At 58.9% G+C, this 17,850-nt stretch carries 12 protein-coding genes; 11 read left to right on the top strand and 1 reads right to left on the bottom strand.

Annotated elements, in window-relative coordinates:
* Positions 1–147 precede the first annotated feature (147 nt).
* From fliE to ACUZ9P_RS13475, 11 genes are all read left to right on the top strand, one after another.
* Positions 148–594, top strand: coding sequence for a flagellar hook-basal body complex protein FliE (gene fliE / locus ACUZ9P_RS13525; RefSeq protein ID WP_308588011.1), 447 nt, complete (start codon positions 148–150; stop codon positions 592–594).
* Between the two features lie 315 nt (positions 595–909).
* Complete coding sequence (gene fliF, locus ACUZ9P_RS13520; protein WP_449250097.1) at positions 910–2,550, top strand: flagellar basal-body MS-ring/collar protein FliF; 1,641 nt, start codon at positions 910–912, stop codon at positions 2,548–2,550.
* Positions 2,528–2,734 (top strand): flagellar M-ring protein FliF, encoded by a 207-nt coding sequence (locus ACUZ9P_RS13515; protein ID WP_449250096.1) that lies wholly within the window; start codon positions 2,528–2,530, stop codon positions 2,732–2,734. The genes fliF and ACUZ9P_RS13515 overlap by 23 nt, the downstream gene beginning before the upstream one ends.
* Positions 2,735–2,780: 46 nt before the next feature.
* Positions 2,781–3,776: a flagellar motor switch protein FliG gene (gene fliG / locus ACUZ9P_RS13510; protein WP_022659219.1), complete on the top strand. Its 996-nt coding sequence runs from the start codon at positions 2,781–2,783 to the stop codon at positions 3,774–3,776.
* A gap of 37 nt (positions 3,777–3,813) precedes the next feature.
* Positions 3,814–5,442 carry a FliH/SctL family protein gene (locus ACUZ9P_RS13505; protein WP_449250095.1) on the top strand — a complete coding sequence of 543 codons (1,629 nt, stop codon included), beginning with the start codon at positions 3,814–3,816 and terminating at the stop codon, positions 5,440–5,442.
* A 6-nt stretch (positions 5,443–5,448) separates the two neighbouring features.
* On the top strand, positions 5,449–6,966 hold the full coding sequence (locus tag ACUZ9P_RS13500) for a FliI/YscN family ATPase (RefSeq protein ID WP_449250094.1): 1,518 nt from the start codon (positions 5,449–5,451) through the stop codon (positions 6,964–6,966).
* 166 nt (positions 6,967–7,132) lie between these two features.
* Complete coding sequence (locus tag ACUZ9P_RS13495) at positions 7,133–9,760, top strand: PEP/pyruvate-binding domain-containing protein (RefSeq protein WP_449250093.1); 2,628 nt, start codon at positions 7,133–7,135, stop codon at positions 9,758–9,760.
* Positions 9,760–11,463 carry a sensor histidine kinase gene (locus ACUZ9P_RS13490; protein WP_449250092.1) on the top strand — a complete coding sequence of 568 codons (1,704 nt, stop codon included), beginning with the start codon at positions 9,760–9,762 and terminating at the stop codon, positions 11,461–11,463. Before ACUZ9P_RS13495 ends, ACUZ9P_RS13490 begins: the two co-directional genes overlap by 1 nt.
* Before the next feature lie 50 nt (positions 11,464–11,513).
* Positions 11,514–11,891, top strand: coding sequence for a response regulator (locus ACUZ9P_RS13485; protein ID WP_192112020.1), 378 nt, complete (start codon positions 11,514–11,516; stop codon positions 11,889–11,891).
* A gap of 1 nt (position 11,892) precedes the next feature.
* On the top strand, positions 11,893–14,505 hold the full coding sequence (locus ACUZ9P_RS13480; protein ID WP_449250091.1) for a PEP/pyruvate-binding domain-containing protein: 2,613 nt from the start codon (positions 11,893–11,895) through the stop codon (positions 14,503–14,505).
* 211 nt (positions 14,506–14,716) lie between these two features.
* A complete protein-coding gene (locus tag ACUZ9P_RS13475; RefSeq protein WP_449250090.1) occupies positions 14,717–15,688 on the top strand; it encodes a 2-hydroxyacid dehydrogenase in 972 nt (323 codons plus the stop codon).
* A 472-nt stretch (positions 15,689–16,160) separates the two neighbouring features.
* Here the strand turns inward: ACUZ9P_RS13475 and groL are convergent, their stop codons facing one another.
* On the bottom strand, positions 16,161–17,813 hold the full coding sequence (gene groL, locus ACUZ9P_RS13470) for a chaperonin GroEL (protein ID WP_298998610.1): 1,653 nt from the start codon (positions 17,811–17,813) through the stop codon (positions 16,161–16,163).
* Positions 17,814–17,850: the final 37 nt, after the last annotated feature.

The following is a 17,850-nucleotide window of genomic DNA, read 5'->3' as shown; positions in this document are numbered from 1 at the left end:
CAGTCATGGACAGAAAGCGTCCACTCCTGTCGTAAAAAAACACTGTTTTCCTTGTCCTCGGCGCAAAATTTTTTATTTAGAAGCAGCCCCTAAGCCATGACCACGATGACAGCATAAAAAAGATTTTTTTGGAGCGCGGAGGTTGTTATGAGCATTCAGGCAGTTGGCATGCGGGCGTACAGCGAGGCAGTGCAGAATTTCAGCAAGGTGCAGAGCGGCCTGCAGCAGGGCGGCTCCATCGGCGGCCAGACCCAGTTTGCCAAAACCCTTGACCAGAGCCTTTTGCGCGACAGCGTTGACCGTGGCGAAAATTTTGGCGCCCAAGCGGATTTTATCAAATATCCCACACAGGCGCACACGCCGGTGACGCCGCAGAACAGCTTTTCCGGCACCATCAAAAGTTCGCTCAACAAGGTTAACGAACTGGACAGCGCCAAAAATGCGGCTATCGAAGATTTCGCCGCAGGCCGCACCCAGAATGTGCACGAACTCATGATCACCATGCAGAAATCCAGCATGGCCATGAAGCTGACCTCTGCCGTGCGCGGCAAGGTGCTTGAGGCCTACAAGGAAATTTCCCGCATGCAGTTCTAGGAAACTGCCTGAGCAGCTGTTCCAGCCTGGGCGCGGAGCGTTTATTTACGTTGCGATACGCTCGGGCAGGTGTATTTTACAACTTCCAGATTTTCCTTTCCGCGCGTGATACTCCTGAACGCCTAATCCCCCACGGGCTGTGCCCTGGGGGATTAGGCGTTTCTGGCGCAGCGTCACAAATTTGAATGGATCAGAGGACTGTTTTAAAAAATTATATAATTCAGTATGTTGTAATGTGGCATGGCAATTGCTTTGGCAGGGCATATGCCCGGCCAAAGTGCCGGAATTACGCCACGTCTTCGCAGGAGCAACCATATGCCGGCTTTTCTTATGCAACTTGTCAATTCCATCAAGGCAGTCTGGGCCAGAATGAGCGTTGCGCAACGCGTGATGGTTCTGGGTGGATTTGTCTTCATCAGCTCTGCGGCCATTGGCCTTTCTGTCTGGGCCTCGCGGCCCGACATGAAAGTGCTGTATTCCAACCTCAGCGCCGAAGACGCCAGCGTTGTCATCAAGTCGCTCCAGGCCGACAAGGTCATGTACCAGCTTACGGACAACGGAAAGACCATTCTTGTTCCCAAGGAAGTTGTGTACGATGAACGCATCAAGATCGCGGGCGAAGGCGGTCTTGTGGGGCAGGGCATTGGTTTTGAAATTTTTGACAAGGTCAAGGTCGGGCAAACCGACTTTGTGCAGAAAATAAACTACACCCGTGCCTTGCAGGGTGAACTTTCGCGCACCATCAGCGAGTTCCCCAATGTGGAAAGCGCGCGCGTGCATCTGGTCATTCCGCACCGCAGCCTGTTTGTGGAAGAACGCCAGTCCCCCTCTGCTTCAGTTGTGCTCAAGCTCAAGCGCCCCAACCTCAAGCCCGACCAGAAAGAGATCAACGCCATCCTCAACATGATGCTCATGGCTGTTGAAGGGTTGGACAAAACGCATGTTTCCATTTCAGACAATGGCGGTAAGGTGCTGTATCAGCCGGAATCAGACAGCCTCGCTGGTGCAAGCTCCACCCAGATGGAACACCGCCAGCAGGTGCAGCGCAACCTTGAACGCCGCATTGAAGAAATGTTGCAGCCCATGTTTGGCCCTGGCCGAGTTATCGCCAAGGTCAATGTGGATATGGATTTCAGCCAGCGCACCATCCGCCGCGAACTGTTTGACCCCGAAAAAACCGCAGTACGCAGCGAGCAGCGCAGTGAAGAAACCCAGCAGGGCCGCTCGAATCTTGAGGGTGGCTCGCCGGATGCCAACTTCCGTGGTGATGGCATAGCCGGATCTGTTTCACAGCAGAACGGCAGCCGCGAAACCCGTACCACCAACTACGAAATTAACAAGGAAGAGCAGCAAATCGTATCCAATGTGGGCGATTTAAAGCGTATGACGGTTGCAGTCCTTATCGATGGGACGTATGAAAAGACCAGCGGAGCGTGGACATTTGTGCCGCGCAAGGCCGATGACCTTGAGCGGGTGCGCCAGCTTGTTACCAATGCCGTGGGTCTGGACAAGGCCCGTGGCGATGCTCTGGAAGTAAGCTCCGCTCCGTTTACGGATTCCGAGCCGCCCAAGGATCCCAATTTTGCCGAAATACTGGCCGATTATGCCGAACGGCTGGGTAAGCCCCTGCTCAACGCGTTGCTGGCCTTTTTGTTCCTCATGCTTGTGGTGCGGCCCGTGGTTTTGGCCCTCATCCGGCCCAAGGTTGAAGCCGGTGAAATGATTGAGGGGCTTGAAGGCCTGCCCGCAGCCGAAGAACAGCTGGCTCTGTATGAGGCTCTTGAAGAGGCCTCCAAGGCAGAGGACGAGCCGGAAGCTGATGGAGACGATGAACTTGTTTTCAAAGATATTGAAGCCTTGAAGTCGCACATTTTCACCCTTTCTGATAATCATATGGAGCAGGTGGTGATGCTGGTGCGCGGCTGGATGAAAAATGATGAAACAGCTACCGCCTAAAGCACCGAACCGTCAATTGACGGAAAGCAACTCGACGCTCTCGCAGCTCAAGGCCTTGCGCCTTGCGCAAAAAGAAAGCAATCAGCGCGTTGAAGAATTGAAAATGCGGCTCTTCCACATTACCGAGCAGCATATGGATCAGGCCGTGCGGCTTATCAAGCGCTGGCTTGCAGACAAGGAATAAGCAACCCCGAGCAGCCTAGTGCGGATCTCGGTGAAGGAGTAAGGAGATGGAGTTGACCGGCAAACAGCGTACTGCAGTGCTGCTGCTCGCCATGGGCGACAAATTCACGGCTGACGTGTTCAAACGCATGGACCGGCAGGAAATAGCCGACATCTCCAGAGCTATCGTGGAATTGGAGCCTGTGCCGCGCGAAATAGTCGAAGAAGTGCTGCGCGAATTTCACGAATCGCTGGTTGAAGGCGTGGATATGATCACGGGCGGCAGTGAAACGCTGAAACGCCTGCTGGTCAAGAATCTTGATCCTGAAACCGCCAAGTACGTTATGGACTCCCTGAGCCTTGAAACCGGCCCCGCGCCCTTCCGCGAGCTGGAATCGGTCAGCCCCAAGCTGCTTTCGCAGATCCTGCGCAACGAGCATCCGCAAACCTTGGCCCTCATTATTGGGCATTTGCATCCGGATCAGGCCGCCAATTTATTGACAAACCTTCCCGCAGGCGTGCGCGCCGAGGTGCTTATGCGCCTTGCGCGGCTTGAAGCCGTGCCGGAAGAAATGCTTATGGAAGTGGACAAGGTGCTCACAAGCCAGCTTATCGCCATGGGCGGCAAGGAAGGCAAAAAAGTGGGCGGCGTACAGTCTGTGGCAGAAATTCTCAACGCTGTGGACCGCGCCACCGAAGAGGAAGTGCTCTCCGAAATTGAGGAAGATTCCGCGCAGATGGCCGAAGATATCCGCAACCTCATGTTTGTCTTTGAGGACTGCAAGAATATTGATGACCGAGGCGTACGCGAAATGCTGAAGGAAATTTCCAACGAAGATCTCACCCTGGCCCTGCGCGGCGCCAGCGACGACCTCAAGGAAAAGTTCTTCAAGAATATGTCGGAACGCGCGGGCAACATGATTCGCGAAGAACTGGAATTCATGGGCCCGGCCAAGCTTTCGGATGTGGAGTCGGCCCAGCAGAACGTCGTCAAGATCGTGCGGCGGCTTGAAGGCGAAAACAAGCTTGTCATCAGCCGTGGCGCTGGCGACGTGTTTGTGTAGCGGCCTGCCGCAGAATCTGTAACCATCGGAACCCGGCATGGCGTCAGACCAGTTGCGCAAAAAATGGGGCACCATCTTCATGGGCGAGCGCGAGGCAACACCTCAGCAGCTTGATGCCATGCAGGAACCCTTGCTCCGTGAACGCGTCCAGCACCTGCAGCAGGAGGACTATCTTGCTCGGGTGCGCGCCAGGGCCGAGGAACGCGCGCGTGAGATTCTTGGCGCAGCCTACGCCGAAAGGCAAAAGGTGCTGGAAGAGGCCGGGGCCGAGGCTCAGGCCCGCGTGGAGCAGTTCACGCGCGAAGCGAAAGAACTCAAGGCTCAGGCGCAGACAGAACTGGCCGAGGCCGAGGCCGAGCACGGCAAGGCCCGCGATTTGCGCGAAGAAGCCGAGTTTATCCACAGCAATGCGCATAACGAGGGCTTTCAGGCGGGCATGGAGCAGGCCGGGGCCGAGCTTAAGGAGTTCCGCGTTGATGTGGGGCAGATGCTCGGCAACATGCTGCGCGCTCTTGAGGTGCAGCGGCACAGCCTTGGCGAAGCCTGGCGCGACGAACTGGCCGAGCTGGCCCGCGTGGCCGTTGAGGCCGGAACCGGCTGGATTTTGCAGGCCGAGCATCAGCGCATTTTGCAGAATCTGGTCTTTGGTTCCCTGCAATTGCTGGAAGACCGCGCCACCGTGAGCATCCGCGTGCACCCCGATGACGAGGATACCGTGAGCGACCTGTTTCGGGCCGCCCGCGAGCGTGTGCCCGAGCTGAGTCAATGGATCGTGAACGGCGATCCTTCTGTTGAGGCTGGCGGCCTTGTGGCCGAGAGCGTCAGCGGTTCGGTGGAGAATCTGCGCGAACATTACCGTGAAATGGTCAATGGCATTTTGGAGCATCTGACCTTGCCGCCGCGCCCAGAGGAAGAAAGGGCGCGTGAAGAGGTGAGCGCCACAGCTGCGCGTGAATCTGCACGGCTGACGCAAGTCGTGCCCGAGGCTGCCCCTGTTGCGGAACCCGCGCCTGTGGATGCGGCTGAACTGGCGGCAGCGCCAGAGGGTGCGGCGGGTCAGCCGGAACTGTTGCCGGAACATCCGGCAGAAACTCAGGCTGAATCCTTGCTGGAACCTGGGCCGGAATCTGGGCCGGAATTTGCGCACGAATCTGCACCAGATATGGCCCAAGATGCGCAGCCGGAGCAGGCCTCCTTTGCCGGACAGGATGGCGCTGGCCTCGCGCCCGGTGAAGTTATGCCCGCGTCTGGGGCTGTTGATACGGTTGCTGCCGCTGAATCTTTTGAGCATGGTCAGGAGCCTGCGCCAGCTGATGTTGCCGCGCAGCCCGATGCCGCTGCTCCTTCTGCCAATGCCTCTCCCGAAATGATGCAGGATTCCATGCCAGAACCCAGAGTTCAGGCAGACGGGCAGGTTGCAGAATCATCCCCGGCCCCGGTGGCGCAGCCTGATGATGGTGTTGAAGGGCAGCCTGCTCAGGCGCATGCTCCGCAACCTGCCCATGCTCAGACAGCGGAACACAATGCCAATCCCAGCCTTGCCGAGCTTGAGGACGAGCTCTTTCCCCTGCCGGAAGAGGAAAAGGAACACGTCTCGCAATCTTCTTCCAGCGTCTTTGTCAGCGGGGGCTTTCTGCCCGGCTCGGGCAACGGCCAGCCGGGATAGCCAGCCATGAAGCTTGACCCAGATTCCTGCATAAAGCTGCTCAAAACAAGCACTCCCGTGCGCCTCTACGGCAAGGTCAACAAGGTCGTGGGCCTAGTGGCCGAGGGCAGCGGTTTGCGCGCGCCCCTCGGGGCCGTGTGCCACATGCTGCCCGATGAAGGCGACAACGGCATCGCCGCCGAAGTAGTGGGCTTTCGCGAAGGCAATCTTCTGTTCATGCCCTATGGCGACATGCGGGGCATCCGCCCCGGCAGCCGTATCCGCAACACAAGTCTGCCCCCGGTGTTCCCCGTAGGGCCGGATTTGCTGGGCCGCGCCTTTGACGCCTTTGGTACCCCACTGGATGCCGGTGCGCCCATAAGCGCGGAACTCTACGTTTCGCCCCTGCCCTCTGGGGAAAGCTCCAGAGAGGATTTTATCCGCCAACAGGAAGAGCAGCGCCCCTTTGTGCCCCACTGGCTTGAGGAGGCCCGCAAACACTGGAATCCCGAGCTGGTGCCCATCTATGCCGATCCGCCAAGCCCCCTGCAACGCCCGCGCATTACCGATATTCTTGATGTGGGCGTGCGCTCGGTAAACAGCCTGCTGACCCTTGGCAAGGGGCAGCGCGTGGGCATCATGGCCGGTTCGGGCGTGGGTAAATCCACGCTCATGGGCATGATGGCCCGCTATACCCGTGCGGATGTCAACGTCATTGCCCTCATTGGCGAACGCGGGCGCGAAGTTGTGGAATTTATGGAGCGCGACCTCGGCCCCGAGGGCATGGCCCGCTCCGTGCTGGTTATCGCCACGTCAGACCAGTCTCCTCTTGTACGCATGCGCGCGGCCTACGCAGCCACGGCTGTTTCGGAATATTTCCGCGACAAGGGCATGGACGTGCTGCTGATGATGGACTCCGTAACCCGTTTTGCCATGGCTGCCCGCGAAGTGGGGCTGGCCGTGGGTGAGCCGCCCACCACCAAGGGCTACACGCCTTCGGTTTTTGCCCAGTTGCCCAAGCTGCTGGAGCGGGCGGGGCGTTCCGCCAAGGGAACCATCACGGGAATTTATACCGTACTTGTGGACGGCGACGACTTTAACGAACCCATCGCCGACTCCGTGCGTTCCATCCTTGACGGGCATATTGTGCTTACGCGCGATCTGGCCGACCAGGGGCATTTTCCCGCCATTGACGTGCTGCGTTCCATCAGCCGTCTGCGTTCCGATATCTGCGACCGACAGGATGTTCTCGCAGGCCGCGTTGTCACCCGCTGCATGAGCACCTTCCGCCGCGTGGAAGACATGATCAACATCGGTGCCTACGCCAAGGGCTCCAATGCGGAAATTGACGCAGCAATTACCAAGATGCCGGACATCAACGCCTTTTTGCGGCAGGATGTGGGCGAACCCCAGTTTGTGGAGCAGTGCATGGCCCAGTTACGCCTTCTGGCCGATATGGACGATGGTCAGCAGGGCGATCCCCAAGGCAATCCGCAGGGTGGCATGCCTGTGCCGCAACAGCCCAACGGCGTTGCGCCTCTTTAGTTTTATCCATAATTTTCTTTTCCACATTTGTTTTTTTGAGAATGGGAATTCTGTCACATGCGGCTTGAAGGCGGCTTAGTGCTGTGCTAGGTTCAATGTGTAACTGTTGGCGCGGCGTGGTTTTTCGCGTTGTCGCAGGTTTACAGCCTTATCTTGTGGAGCCGCCATGTCCCTGAGCCGTCTGTTGGGCTTTTTAACGCGAGGCGCCCGCCGGGGCGACGAAGCCGTTTCCTCTTCTTCCGTCAGTGCGGCGGAGGAAGCCCAACGCTTTTTTGCCTTGCGGCACCACTCCTTCCGCCTGTTTCTTACGGCATGGAACGCCTTTCAGGAAACCATGACCGATCTGGAATACACGCTTTGCTGCGATCATCCCTTTGGCCTGTATCGTGTGCGGGCGCTCTGCACCTCTATGGCCACCCAGGTTTTTCAGTGCATCAAGCAGCTTGAGCGGCTTGATCCCGCGCCTTGCCCGGCCCTTTACGCCCGCTTTGGTGAACTGCAAAAGCTGGTGGCGGAAGAAGTATACGAGCCGGAAGCCTGCCTGCTCGGGCCGCTGGTTGTTCCCCTGTGTCAGGACGATGCCGGATGTCTGGCAACCCTGCACAGCGAGGGGCGGGTGCTGGTGGACCCGGCAACCGCCCGGCTTGAAAAACTGCGCCCCATTTTTCCCGGTGCCGTGCCGCAGGGCTTTGTGGTCACGGCGGCGGGGTGTCAGCACTATTTTCAGAGCGGCGACCTGCAAAGCGAGATCAACCGCTGCATTCAGGCTGCTGGCGGCCTGGCCCCAAACCATCTGGCGCGGCTTTCCAAAAAGCTGGGCGCGCTGGTGGAGGGAACCCCCCTGCCGGAAGACCTTGCCGCAGCTATCCTTGAGCAGGTACAGCGTTTACGCGGCCTTTGCAGCAAGCCCATGCAGCTTTTGCTGCGCGGGCGCGTATGGCCGCCTGCCGCGGGCGAGGGCGAAGGCTGCGGCGTTGTACTTTGGGGGCCGCCTGTTTCGTTGCAGGCGCATGACGATGATATTTTGCGTGCGGTGCGCGTAACCCTGTCCAGCAAGCAGCGCGCTCAGGCTCTGGTTTACCGCCGTGCTCGCGGGCTGACGGAAGGAGGGGCTGGCGTCTGCCTCACCTGTATGGCGGTGGATGAGGGCTGTTTTGGCGGCATTGCCCAGTCATCCGCGCCATTGACCCCGCACAGCGAGAACGTGCACGTCTTTGGGTGCGCGGGGCTGCCGCAGGAGGTGGAGTATTCCACCTTGCCGGTGGACGCCATAAGTGTTTCGCGCGCGGCGCCGCACACGGTGACAGACCGCCGTCCTTATAAAGCCAAGCGTCCGGTGCTGGACGATGCCACCGCCATACGCGCCGCAGAGCTTGCCCTCGCAGTGGAAGAAGCCGCCGGAAGGCCCGAGGTGCTCACCTGGGTGTGCAACCCGGAGGGTCGGGTTTTTATGCTTATGGCGCGCCCCATGTCCTTGCCGCAGGAGGAAGAACCCGCCTTGCCGGAACCAGCCAGGGCGCTGGATGATGCCCTGCTGCTGGAAGGGGGATTTACGGTCAATCCGGGCCGCGTATCCGGCCCTGCCTGGGTGGCCCGCCGCTGGGAAGACGCGCGCAGGTTCCCCACCGGCGGTATCCTTGTGGTGTCAGATGACAATTACATTTGGGGTTCGCTCATTGACCGCGCTGCCGGGATTGTGGCGGAGCGCGGTTTTCAGGGATCACGGCTGGCTTCGCTGGCGCGGGAGTTCGGCAAGCCCGCCGTCTTTGGCCTCAAATGGGCCACGGAAGTGGTAGAAAGTGATCAGCGCATCACCCTTTGCGCAGACCTGTGCACCGTGTACGAAAACCGGCAGGATTCCCTGTTGCCCAAGGTACCCCCGGGCAAGGACTACATGCCCGGCAGCCCCGTATACCAGATTTTGCAAACCGCCTCCCGCCGCATTCTGCCCCTGACGCTCGAGGTGGACAGCGTGGACTTCAAGGCGGCCAACTGCGCCACCTATCACGACATTGTGCGCTATTGCCACGAAAAGGCCGTGAGCGCCATGTTCAGCCTTGGCTCAGAAAAAAAGTACGCGCCGCAGCGCATCAAGCAACTGCGCGACAAAGTGGTCAAGCAGTTCTGGGTGGTCAACCTCAGTGATGGCTTTGTGCGTACCCCCAACGGGCCTGTCATTGACGTGGAAGACATTGCCTCGCTGCCCATGCTGGCCTTGTGGCAGGGCATGAACGCCCACCCCTGGCAGGGGCCGCCACCTGTGGATGGCAAGGGTTTTCTTTCTGTGCTTTTTGAGGCCACAGCCAACCCCAATCTGGATCCTGCGGCGCAGACGGCGTATTTCACTGAAAAAAATTATTTTCTTATCTCCAGCGATTATTGCAGCCTGCATTCCCGCTTTGGCTTCCATTTTGTTTCGGTTGAGGCGCGACTTTCGGAGCGCACCAGCGAGAACTATCTGAATTTCCAGTTGCGCGGCGGTGCTGCAGACATTGAGCGCCGTATTCTTCGGGTGCGCTTTGTGGCTGATATCCTTTGGGAATTCGGTTTTTCACCAGTGGTGCGCAACGATGCCGTGAGCGCCACGCTCAAGGATATGGACAAGGAAGAAGGCGAACGCCTGCTGGCAGTGGCAGGGTATATGACCATCCACACCCGCCAGCTTGACATGATCATGCAGGACCCTGGGCAGGTTGCGGCCCGCCGCAAGGAAATGCTGGCCCACTGCCGGGCGCTTTTCAGGGGAGAATCCCTGGCTGGCGTTGTTGATTCTCCATCCCAGGAGGCCCGTTAATGTCGTCCACCGTGCCTGCATCCCACAGAGGCTACAGGGCCATATATCGCCGTTTGCTGATAACGCTGCTGCTCATGGCGCTCACGCCGCTGGTCGCTTTGGGGATATTTTGTCTGGACAGGCTCAGCGCCATCTATGACGAAAAAATCACTGCGGGCATCGAGGCTGTCATCAGCAGCAAGCACCGCGCCCTTGATACCTTCATGGTAGAGCGCATCGCGCAGGTCAAAAATCTGGCCTTCACCCATCCGTATTCTGATCTCAGCAATTCCGCGCGCCTGAGCGAGATTTTCAGCGTGATGCAGAGCAACAGCCGTTCGTTTGTTGATCTGGGCATTATCGGTATGGATGGCCGCCATGTATCCTATGTGGGGCCGTTTGACCTGCGGGACGCCAATTATTCCGAGGCCCCCTGGTTCTCGGAGGTGTTGCGCAAGGGCGTGTACGTCAGCAATGTATTCATGGGCTATCGCCATGTGCCGCACTTTATCATTGCCGTGCTGCGGCACGAGGGCGGGCGCACCTATATCATGCGCGCCACCATCGACATGGACGCCATTGACGCACTGCTGCGGCGCATATACTCCGGCCCGCACAGTGACGCATTTATCGTTAGCAATACCGGAGTATTGCAAACTAGTTCACGATTCTATGGCCCTATCATGGGGAACTTTACCCCGCCGCAGGAGGATCTGACCCGCAACAATGTGGTGACCATGCGCACGGTCATTCCCAGCGGGGAAGAAATGGTGGTGGCCATGATGCGGCTGGATTCCATGCCGTGGGTGCTGGTGGTCATGGATGATGTGCGCGACAGCCTCAAGCCCCTGCGGCAGCTCAAGGCGCTGATACTCTTCTTTACCCTGCTTGGCGGCGCGCTGACCTGCATGGGCGCGGAGCTGTGCACCCGGCGGCTTGTGGCTTCGCTTGAAGCCTCGGATCAGAAGCAGGCCCACATTGACGCGCGTATGTTGCAGTCAAGCAAGATGGCCGCTCTGGGCAAGATGGCGGCTGGCGTGGCGCACGAGGTCAACAATCCCCTGATGCTCATTCAGGAAAACGCGGGCTGGATACGCGACCTGCTGGATGATGAAGACCCGTCAACCATGAAGAATTACAAAGAAATTTTTGATAGTACAGAAAAAATCGAGCAGCACGTCAAGCGCGCCAAGGGCATAACCCAGCGCATGCTGGGCTTTGGGCGGCGCATGAATCCGGGCCGTACGGAAATTCTTATCAGTTCCCTGGCCGATCAGGCCGTGGAAATGCTTAAAACCGAAGCCGCCAACCGCAATATCGCCATCGTGCGGCAGTACGATGCGCATGTTCCCGTAATTTTGTCCGACCCGGCCCAGCTTGAACAGATATTCATCAATGTGATAGACAATGCTATTGATGCCATGGGCAAGAATGGCACCCTGACCGTCAGCACGCAGCCCTGGCGTACTGGAGTGCGCGTTTCCTTTACCGATACCGGGCCGGGCATGGATCAGGAAACCCTGCGGCAGATTTTTGACCCCTTCTTTACCACCAAGAAGGTGGGCGAGGGCACGGGGCTTGGCCTTGCCATCTGCTACACAATTCTTGAAAAGCTCGGTGGGCGCATAGACGTGCAGAGCGAACTTGGGCACGGCACCACATTCAATATTTTTCTGCCTGCGGAACCGCCGCAGCTCGCGCCTGAAGAAAGCGCAGAAGCATAATACCACTAGGCGGCCCCAACGGGGCATGCTGCCATATGAAGGAGGCCTCCATGCGCGCATTGTTTGTGGACGACGAAGTGGAATTTCTGGAGCTGATGGAAAAACGCCTTACCCGGCGAGGTATGGAAGTTGTAACCGCGCCCGATGGTCAGTCGGCCCTTGATCTGCTGGATCAGGCCCTGCAATCGGGCGAGATGTTCCAGATTGTGGTGATGGATGTGCGCATGCCCGGCATGGATGGTCTGGAAACCCTGCGCCACATGAAGGAAAAAGCCCCCAATCTGCCCGTTATTCTGCTTACGGGGCATGCCTGCATGGGCGTGGCCGTGCAGGGGCTTGATCTTGGCGCGTATGACTACATGCTCAAGCCCGTGGCCATCAGCGAGCTGATCATTAAGATGGAGGAAGCGGCCCGGTCCGCTATGTGACATGACGCTGCTCGACTGCCTGCGAAAGTGGCTGGTGCGCGATGGCTCGGATGAGCCGGACGCGGAACAGCTTGCGCGTGAGGAGGCTTTCAAGGCCCACCTGAGGGAGCGCTGCGCGCGCTTCCGCCGCTTGTTGTCGTCCAACAAGACAGCCCTTGAGGCCATGAGTGATGTGGAGGAGCACCTCTCCGGCGCGCGGCCCTTTGGCATGGATTACGTGCATGCCGTAAGCACTCGCGCCGTAACGGCGGTTTTTCAGATGGTGCGCGACCTCAACGCGCTTTCAGATGAAGGCTACGAGCCTTTGCAGCAGGCCTTTGACCGCATTCGTGGGCAGATGCAGAATCTGCTCGAAGATCAGCCGCATCAGGATGGCCCCAATATCATGCCGCTTGGCGATATCCGCCTGCACCACATCACCCTTGTGGGCGGCAAGATGGCCAATCTGGGTGAAGTGGCGGCCCATGCAGGGTTGGACGTGCCTGATGGCTTTGCCGTGACGGTCAGCGCCTACTATCGTTTTATGGAATACACTGGCCTGCACAGCGAACTGAACCGCCGCATTCAGGCTACGGATATGCACAGCCTGGATGAAGTTTTCAGTCTTTCTGCGGCATTGCAGCAGGCCGTACTCAGCGCGCCGCTGCCGCCGGAGCTGGAGCAGGAAATTACCGAGGCCGTGGCCGCCATGCAGCGCCGGGCTGGGCCGGGTCTTGCCCTTGCACTGCGCAGCAGCGCCGTGGGCGAAGATTCGCTTGGTGTCTCCTTTGCCGGGCAGTACCGCTCCGAACTTAACGTGCCGCCGGAAGAAGCCTGCGAGGTCTGGAAAGAAATTATCGCCAGCAAGTATGCCGTAACAGCCATGAGCTATCGGTATCAGCACGGCATCCCTGATGATGCTGCGCCCATGTGCGTGGGTGTGCTTGCCATGGTGCCAGCTGCCGCTGGCGGCGTGGCCTACAGCCGAGATCCTGTTGCTGCCGCGCGCGGGCAGGAGCAGGTGCTGCTCAATGCCGTGCCGGGCCTGCCCCAGGCCGTGGTGGACGGCGCGGTTACACCTGATGTTTTTATTTTTACCCGCACCAATCCGCCGCAGCCCATAAGCAAGACTCTTGCTGGGCTTGCTGGCGTGCCAGCCAGCCTCACCGATGCGAAGGCCGCAGACCTTGCCCAGGTCGCGCTGGCGCTGGAAGAATACTACGCCGAGCCGCAGGATGTGGAGTGGGCGCTTGATTCCCGCAACGGGCGTATTGTGGTGCTGCAAAGCCGCCCCCTGCACGCGGCAGATGCCGCCACGGAAAACCGCGCCGATGTTGCTGACGGCGCAGCTGTCGGACCGGGCGAATGTAAAATTTTGGCGGAAAATCTGCCCGAAGGCCTTTCCATGCTGGCTTGCGGCGGCGTTGCCGTAAGCCCCGGCGTGGGCATGGGGCCTGTGTTTGTGGCCCGTAAGGAAGCGGACATGCTTTCCTTCCCCAAGGGCGGCATTCTGGTGGTTGAGCGGGCCTTGCCGCGCTGGGCACCTCTGCTTTCCCGCGCGTCTGGCATGGTCAGCGAAACGGGCGGCATGGCGGGGCATCTGGCCTCTGTAGCGCGCGAGTACCGCCTGCCAGCCGTGTTCAGCCTGCCTAATGCCTGTAGCCTGTTGGACAATGCCGGGGACGCCACCCTGGATGCCGTGCGCTGCGCCGTGTTTGCGGGGCTGAATCCCGAGCTTGCCGCCCAGGTGTCGGAGCCGCCAAATCTTATGGAAGGCAGCCCGGTGCATCAGCGGCTTGAGGCCTTGGCGACCCTGATGGTTCCCCTGCATCTGCTGGACCCGGAATCACCGGAGTTTGCGCCGGAACATTGCCAGACCCTGCACGACATCACCCGCTTTTGCCACGAAAAATCCGTACAGCTCATGTTTGAGGACGGCTCAGACGTCAACCAGCGCATGGGCAAGCAGCTCAAGGCCGGGGTCAAGCTTCAGTACTGGATTGTGGACATGGGCGACGGTTTCAGGCGGTATGTGGGCGGCGCGGTGGTGGATATCGCCGATATCGCCAGTACGCCCATGCTGGCGCTGTGGGACGGCATGGTGGCTGTGCCATGGGCCGGGCCGCCTGCGGCAAGCGCCTCTGGCTTCATGACCGTGATGCTTGAAAGCACCATGAATCCGGATCTGGAAAGTACAGCGCCCAATGCCATGTCCAACAAAAACTTTTTTATCATTTCTGATAATTACATGATTTTGCAGGCCCGCTACGGCTACCACTTCTGCACGGTGGAAAGTCTGGCTGGCGCAAATAACCATGAAAATTTTGTGAGCTTCCAGTTCAAGGGAGGTGCCGCCGACCGACAGCGCCGCCGCCTGCGCGCCCGCATGGTGGCCGACCTGCTGGAGGCGCACGGCTTCCGCGCTGATGTGAAGGATGATTCGCTCTTTGCGGTGGCGGAAAACTTCCCCGCTGCCGATATTCTGCAAAAAACCCGTATGATCGGCTATCTGCTCATCCATACCAGGCAGGTGGACATGATTATGCTGGAGCAGGAGCGCGCCGCAGCCTTAAGGGAAAAACTGGGCGGCGACATGGCCTCGTTGCTCGACAGACCTTTGCCGCCGGGCTGTTAGAGGTTTTTTCAGCACACGTTCACGGTGCTGTTCTTCAGGCTGTCCTGCTGCGCTGGCTCTGTTTTTGTACTGAGTGCGGCCGTGGGCATCCCTTCATCTTCCTTGCCAACGTACTCCTAGCTGTTTACTACAAAACAGGCGACTGCGCTGGATTATCCGGCGGGTTGCGCCTCTGTTTGTCTGAAGTTTTTTGTATTCTGGAGTAGAGTTCATGAGCAGACCAAGAATTTTTGTTCCGCGCACGGTGGTGCCCGAGGCCCTTGAATTGCTGCAAACCCGTTGTGATGTGGAGATGGGCCCCGGAGGCGGATTGCCGCATGAAAAACTGGTTGAAGCGGTGCGCGGCTGCGATGGCGTTCTTTCTCCGGTGGTGGCCTTGCCCGCAGATGTTATTGATGCCATGGCCCTGACCTGCAAGATCATTTCCTGCTTTGGCGTCGGCTTTGATCATGTGGATATTGCCGCCGCCACCCGCAACGGCATATGGGTGACGCACAATCCCGGCTTTGTCACTGATGACACTGCCGATATGGCCTTTGCGCTTATGCTCGGCGTGGCGCGCAAATTGCGCGACTGCGATGCTTTTGTGCGCAGCGGGGAAAAGCCATGGCCCATGACTGTCAATCTGGGCTTGCGGGTATCGGGCAAAACGCTGGGCCTCGTGGGCAGCGGGCGCATTGCGCAGGCCGTGGCCGCACGGGCTGCAGGCTTTGGCATGTCGCTGCTCTACACCGCGCGGCACCGCAACGAGAACTTTGAGGCGAGTACGGGCGCACGCTATGTCAGCAAGGATGATCTGCTGCGAAAGTCCGACTTTGTCAGCCTGCACATGCCGCTGACGCCGGAAACGGAAAAATATATAGGCAGCAGGGAGCTTGAACTCATGCAGCCCCATGCCATCCTCATCAATACCGCACGTGGCAAGGTGGTCGACGAGGCCGCGCTTGCCAGTGCCCTAACAAACGGCGTGATAGCCGGGGCAGGGCTGGACGTGTTTGAAAACGAACCGCTGGTGCTTCCTGCTCTCTGTGAGCTGCCCAACGTGCTGATGACGCCGCACAAGGGTGCGGCGACTATGGACGGATTCAGAAATATGGGACGCAGCAGCGCAGAAAAGATTTTTGCAGCCCTGGACGGCAAGCTGCCAGCCAACTGCCTCAACCCCGAAGCACGGCAGGTATAGAACAGATTTGTTTTGAGTTTTTTTGCGGGGGGAGCGGCTGAAACCAGTCGCTTACCGGCGCGGTCAAGCCGCAGCCTGCTCCTGTTTTCTGGTTGCGCCGACCTCGTCAGCGCAACAAAAAGGCTCCCGCTTTCGCGGGAGGCCTTACTCAGAGCAAAGCCGCGTTTGCGGACTTTGTAAGCACAGAAACCAGTCGCTTATCGGCGCGGTCAAGCCGCAGCCTGCTCCTGCTTTCTGGTTGCGCCGACTTCGTCAGCGCAACAAAAAGGCTCCCGCTTTCGCGGGAGGCCTTACTCAGAGCAAAGCCGCGTTTGCGGACTTTGTAAGCACAGAAACCAGTCGCTTACCGGCGCGGTCAAGCCGCAGCCTGCTCCTGCTTTCTGGTTGCGCCGACCTCGTCAGCGCAACAAAAAGGCTCCCGCTTTCGCAGGAGCCTTTTTCATTCTTCAAACGTATGAGCTGTTGGGCTGGCTTAGTACATGCCGCCCATGCCACCCATGCCGCCCATGCCACCCATGTCGGGCATGGCAGGCGCCGCACCCTTGGGTTCGGGCTTTTCAGCAATGGCGCATTCGGTGGTCAGCAGCAGGGCGGCCACGGAAGCGGCGTTCTGCAGGGCTGTACGGGTAACCTTTTTGGGGTCGATAACGCCAGCCTTGATGAGGTCTTCGTATTCGCCGGTGGCGGCGTTGAAGCCGAAGCCGTCCTTGCCCAGGCGAACCTTTTCGACCACGATGGAGCCTTCAAAGCCGGCATTGTGGGCGATCTGGCGCAGGGGTTCTTCAATGGAGCGGCGAATGATGTTTACGCCAGCAAGTTCGTCGTCATCGGCGGGCTTGATGTCGTTCAGCACCTTGGAAACGCGGATCAGCGCAGTGCCGCCGCCAGGCACGATGCCTTCTTCAACGGCAGCGCGGGTGGCGTTCAGAGCGTCTTCAACGCGGTCTTTCTTTTCTTTCATTTCCACTTCGGTGGCAGCGCCCACATGCACAACGGCCACGCCGCCCACGAGCTTGGCCAGGCGTTCCTGGAGCTTTTCGCGGTCGTAGTCAGAGGTGCTGTCTTCGATCTGGGCGCGAATCTGCTTCACGCGGGCTTTGATGTCGTCGCCCTTGCCAGCGCCGTCAACGATGGTGGTGTTTTCCTTGTCGATGACAATGCGCTTGGCGGTGCCAAGTTCGGCAAGGGTCATGCTTTCAAGCTTGGAGCCGGTGTCGTCAGAAGCCACCTGGCCGCCGGTCAGCACGGCGATGTCCTGAAGCATGGCCTTGCGGCGGTCGCCGAAGCCGGGGGCCTTCACGGCCACAACCTGCAGGGCGCCGCGCAGCTTGTTGACCACCAGGGTGGCAAGGGCTTCGCCTTCCACGTCTTCAGCGATGATCATGAGCGGACGGTTCACCTTGGCAACCTGCTCGAGCACGGGCAGCATGTCTTTCATGCTGGAGATTTTTTTCTCGGTGTAGAGGATGTAAGGATTGTCCATTTCGCAGACCATCTTTTCGGTGTTGGTCACGAAATAGGGGGAGAGGTAGCCGCGGTCAAAGCGCATGCCTTCCACCACGTCCATGGTGGTTTCCAGACCCTTGGCTTCCTCAACGGTGATCACGCCTTCCTTGCCCACTTTGGACATGGCTTCGGCGATGATGTTGCCGATGGTGGCATCAGAGTTGGCGGAAATGGTGCCGATCTGGGCAATTTCCTTCTGGTCGCGGGTGGGCTTGGCCAGGTTGGCAAGTTCGGCGATCAGGGCTTCAACAGCTTTGTCCACGCCGCGCTTGATGGCCATGGGGTTGCGGCCAGCGGCCACAAGCTTGGTGCCTTCGCGGTAGATGGCCTGGGCCAGAATGGTGGCGGTGGTGGTACCGTCGCCAGCGGCGTCAGAGGTCTTGGAGGCCACTTCCTTGACGAGCTGGGCGCCCATGTTTTCGAACTTGTCGGTCAGTTCGATTTCCTTGGCCACGGTCACGCCGTCCTTGGTGATGACGGGAGCGCCGAAGGACTTTTCAATGGCAACATTGCGGCCCTTGGGGCCAAGGGTCACTTTAACGGCATTGGCGAGCTTGTCGACGCCACGGGCAAGTTTTTCACGGGCTTTAACGTCAAAAAGAATTTCTTTAGCGGACATTGGAAATTTTCCTCCTGAAATATAATTCGGCAGCAGT

Source organism: Desulfovibrio intestinivivus, from assembly GCF_053570665.1.
The sequence above is the reverse complement of the archived record's forward strand: the minus strand, read 5'-3'. Positions and strand labels throughout refer to the sequence as shown.

Excerpts from the sequence above, each read along its gene's own strand:
- ACUZ9P_RS13500 (WP_449250094.1), top strand. The coding sequence starts at position 5,449 with ATGAAGCTTGACCCAGATTCCTGCATAAAGCTGCTCAAAACAAGCACT.
- ACUZ9P_RS13515 (WP_449250096.1), top strand. The coding sequence starts at position 2,528 with ATGATGAAACAGCTACCGCCTAAAGCACCGAACCGTCAATTGACGGAA.
- fliE (WP_308588011.1), top strand. The coding sequence starts at position 148 with ATGAGCATTCAGGCAGTTGGCATGCGGGCGTACAGCGAGGCAGTGCAG.
- ACUZ9P_RS13495 (WP_449250093.1), top strand. The coding sequence starts at position 7,133 with ATGTCCCTGAGCCGTCTGTTGGGCTTTTTAACGCGAGGCGCCCGCCGG.
- ACUZ9P_RS13505 (WP_449250095.1), top strand. The coding sequence starts at position 3,814 with ATGGCGTCAGACCAGTTGCGCAAAAAATGGGGCACCATCTTCATGGGC.
- ACUZ9P_RS13480 (WP_449250091.1), top strand. The coding sequence starts at position 11,893 with ATGACGCTGCTCGACTGCCTGCGAAAGTGGCTGGTGCGCGATGGCTCG.
- fliG (WP_022659219.1), top strand. The coding sequence starts at position 2,781 with ATGGAGTTGACCGGCAAACAGCGTACTGCAGTGCTGCTGCTCGCCATG.
- ACUZ9P_RS13485 (WP_192112020.1), top strand. The coding sequence starts at position 11,514 with ATGCGCGCATTGTTTGTGGACGACGAAGTGGAATTTCTGGAGCTGATG.
- ACUZ9P_RS13475 (WP_449250090.1), top strand. The coding sequence starts at position 14,717 with ATGAGCAGACCAAGAATTTTTGTTCCGCGCACGGTGGTGCCCGAGGCC.
- fliF (WP_449250097.1), top strand. The coding sequence starts at position 910 with ATGCCGGCTTTTCTTATGCAACTTGTCAATTCCATCAAGGCAGTCTGG.
- groL (WP_298998610.1), bottom strand. The coding sequence starts at position 17,813 with ATGTCCGCTAAAGAAATTCTTTTTGACGTTAAAGCCCGTGAAAAACTT.
- ACUZ9P_RS13490 (WP_449250092.1), top strand. The coding sequence starts at position 9,760 with ATGTCGTCCACCGTGCCTGCATCCCACAGAGGCTACAGGGCCATATAT.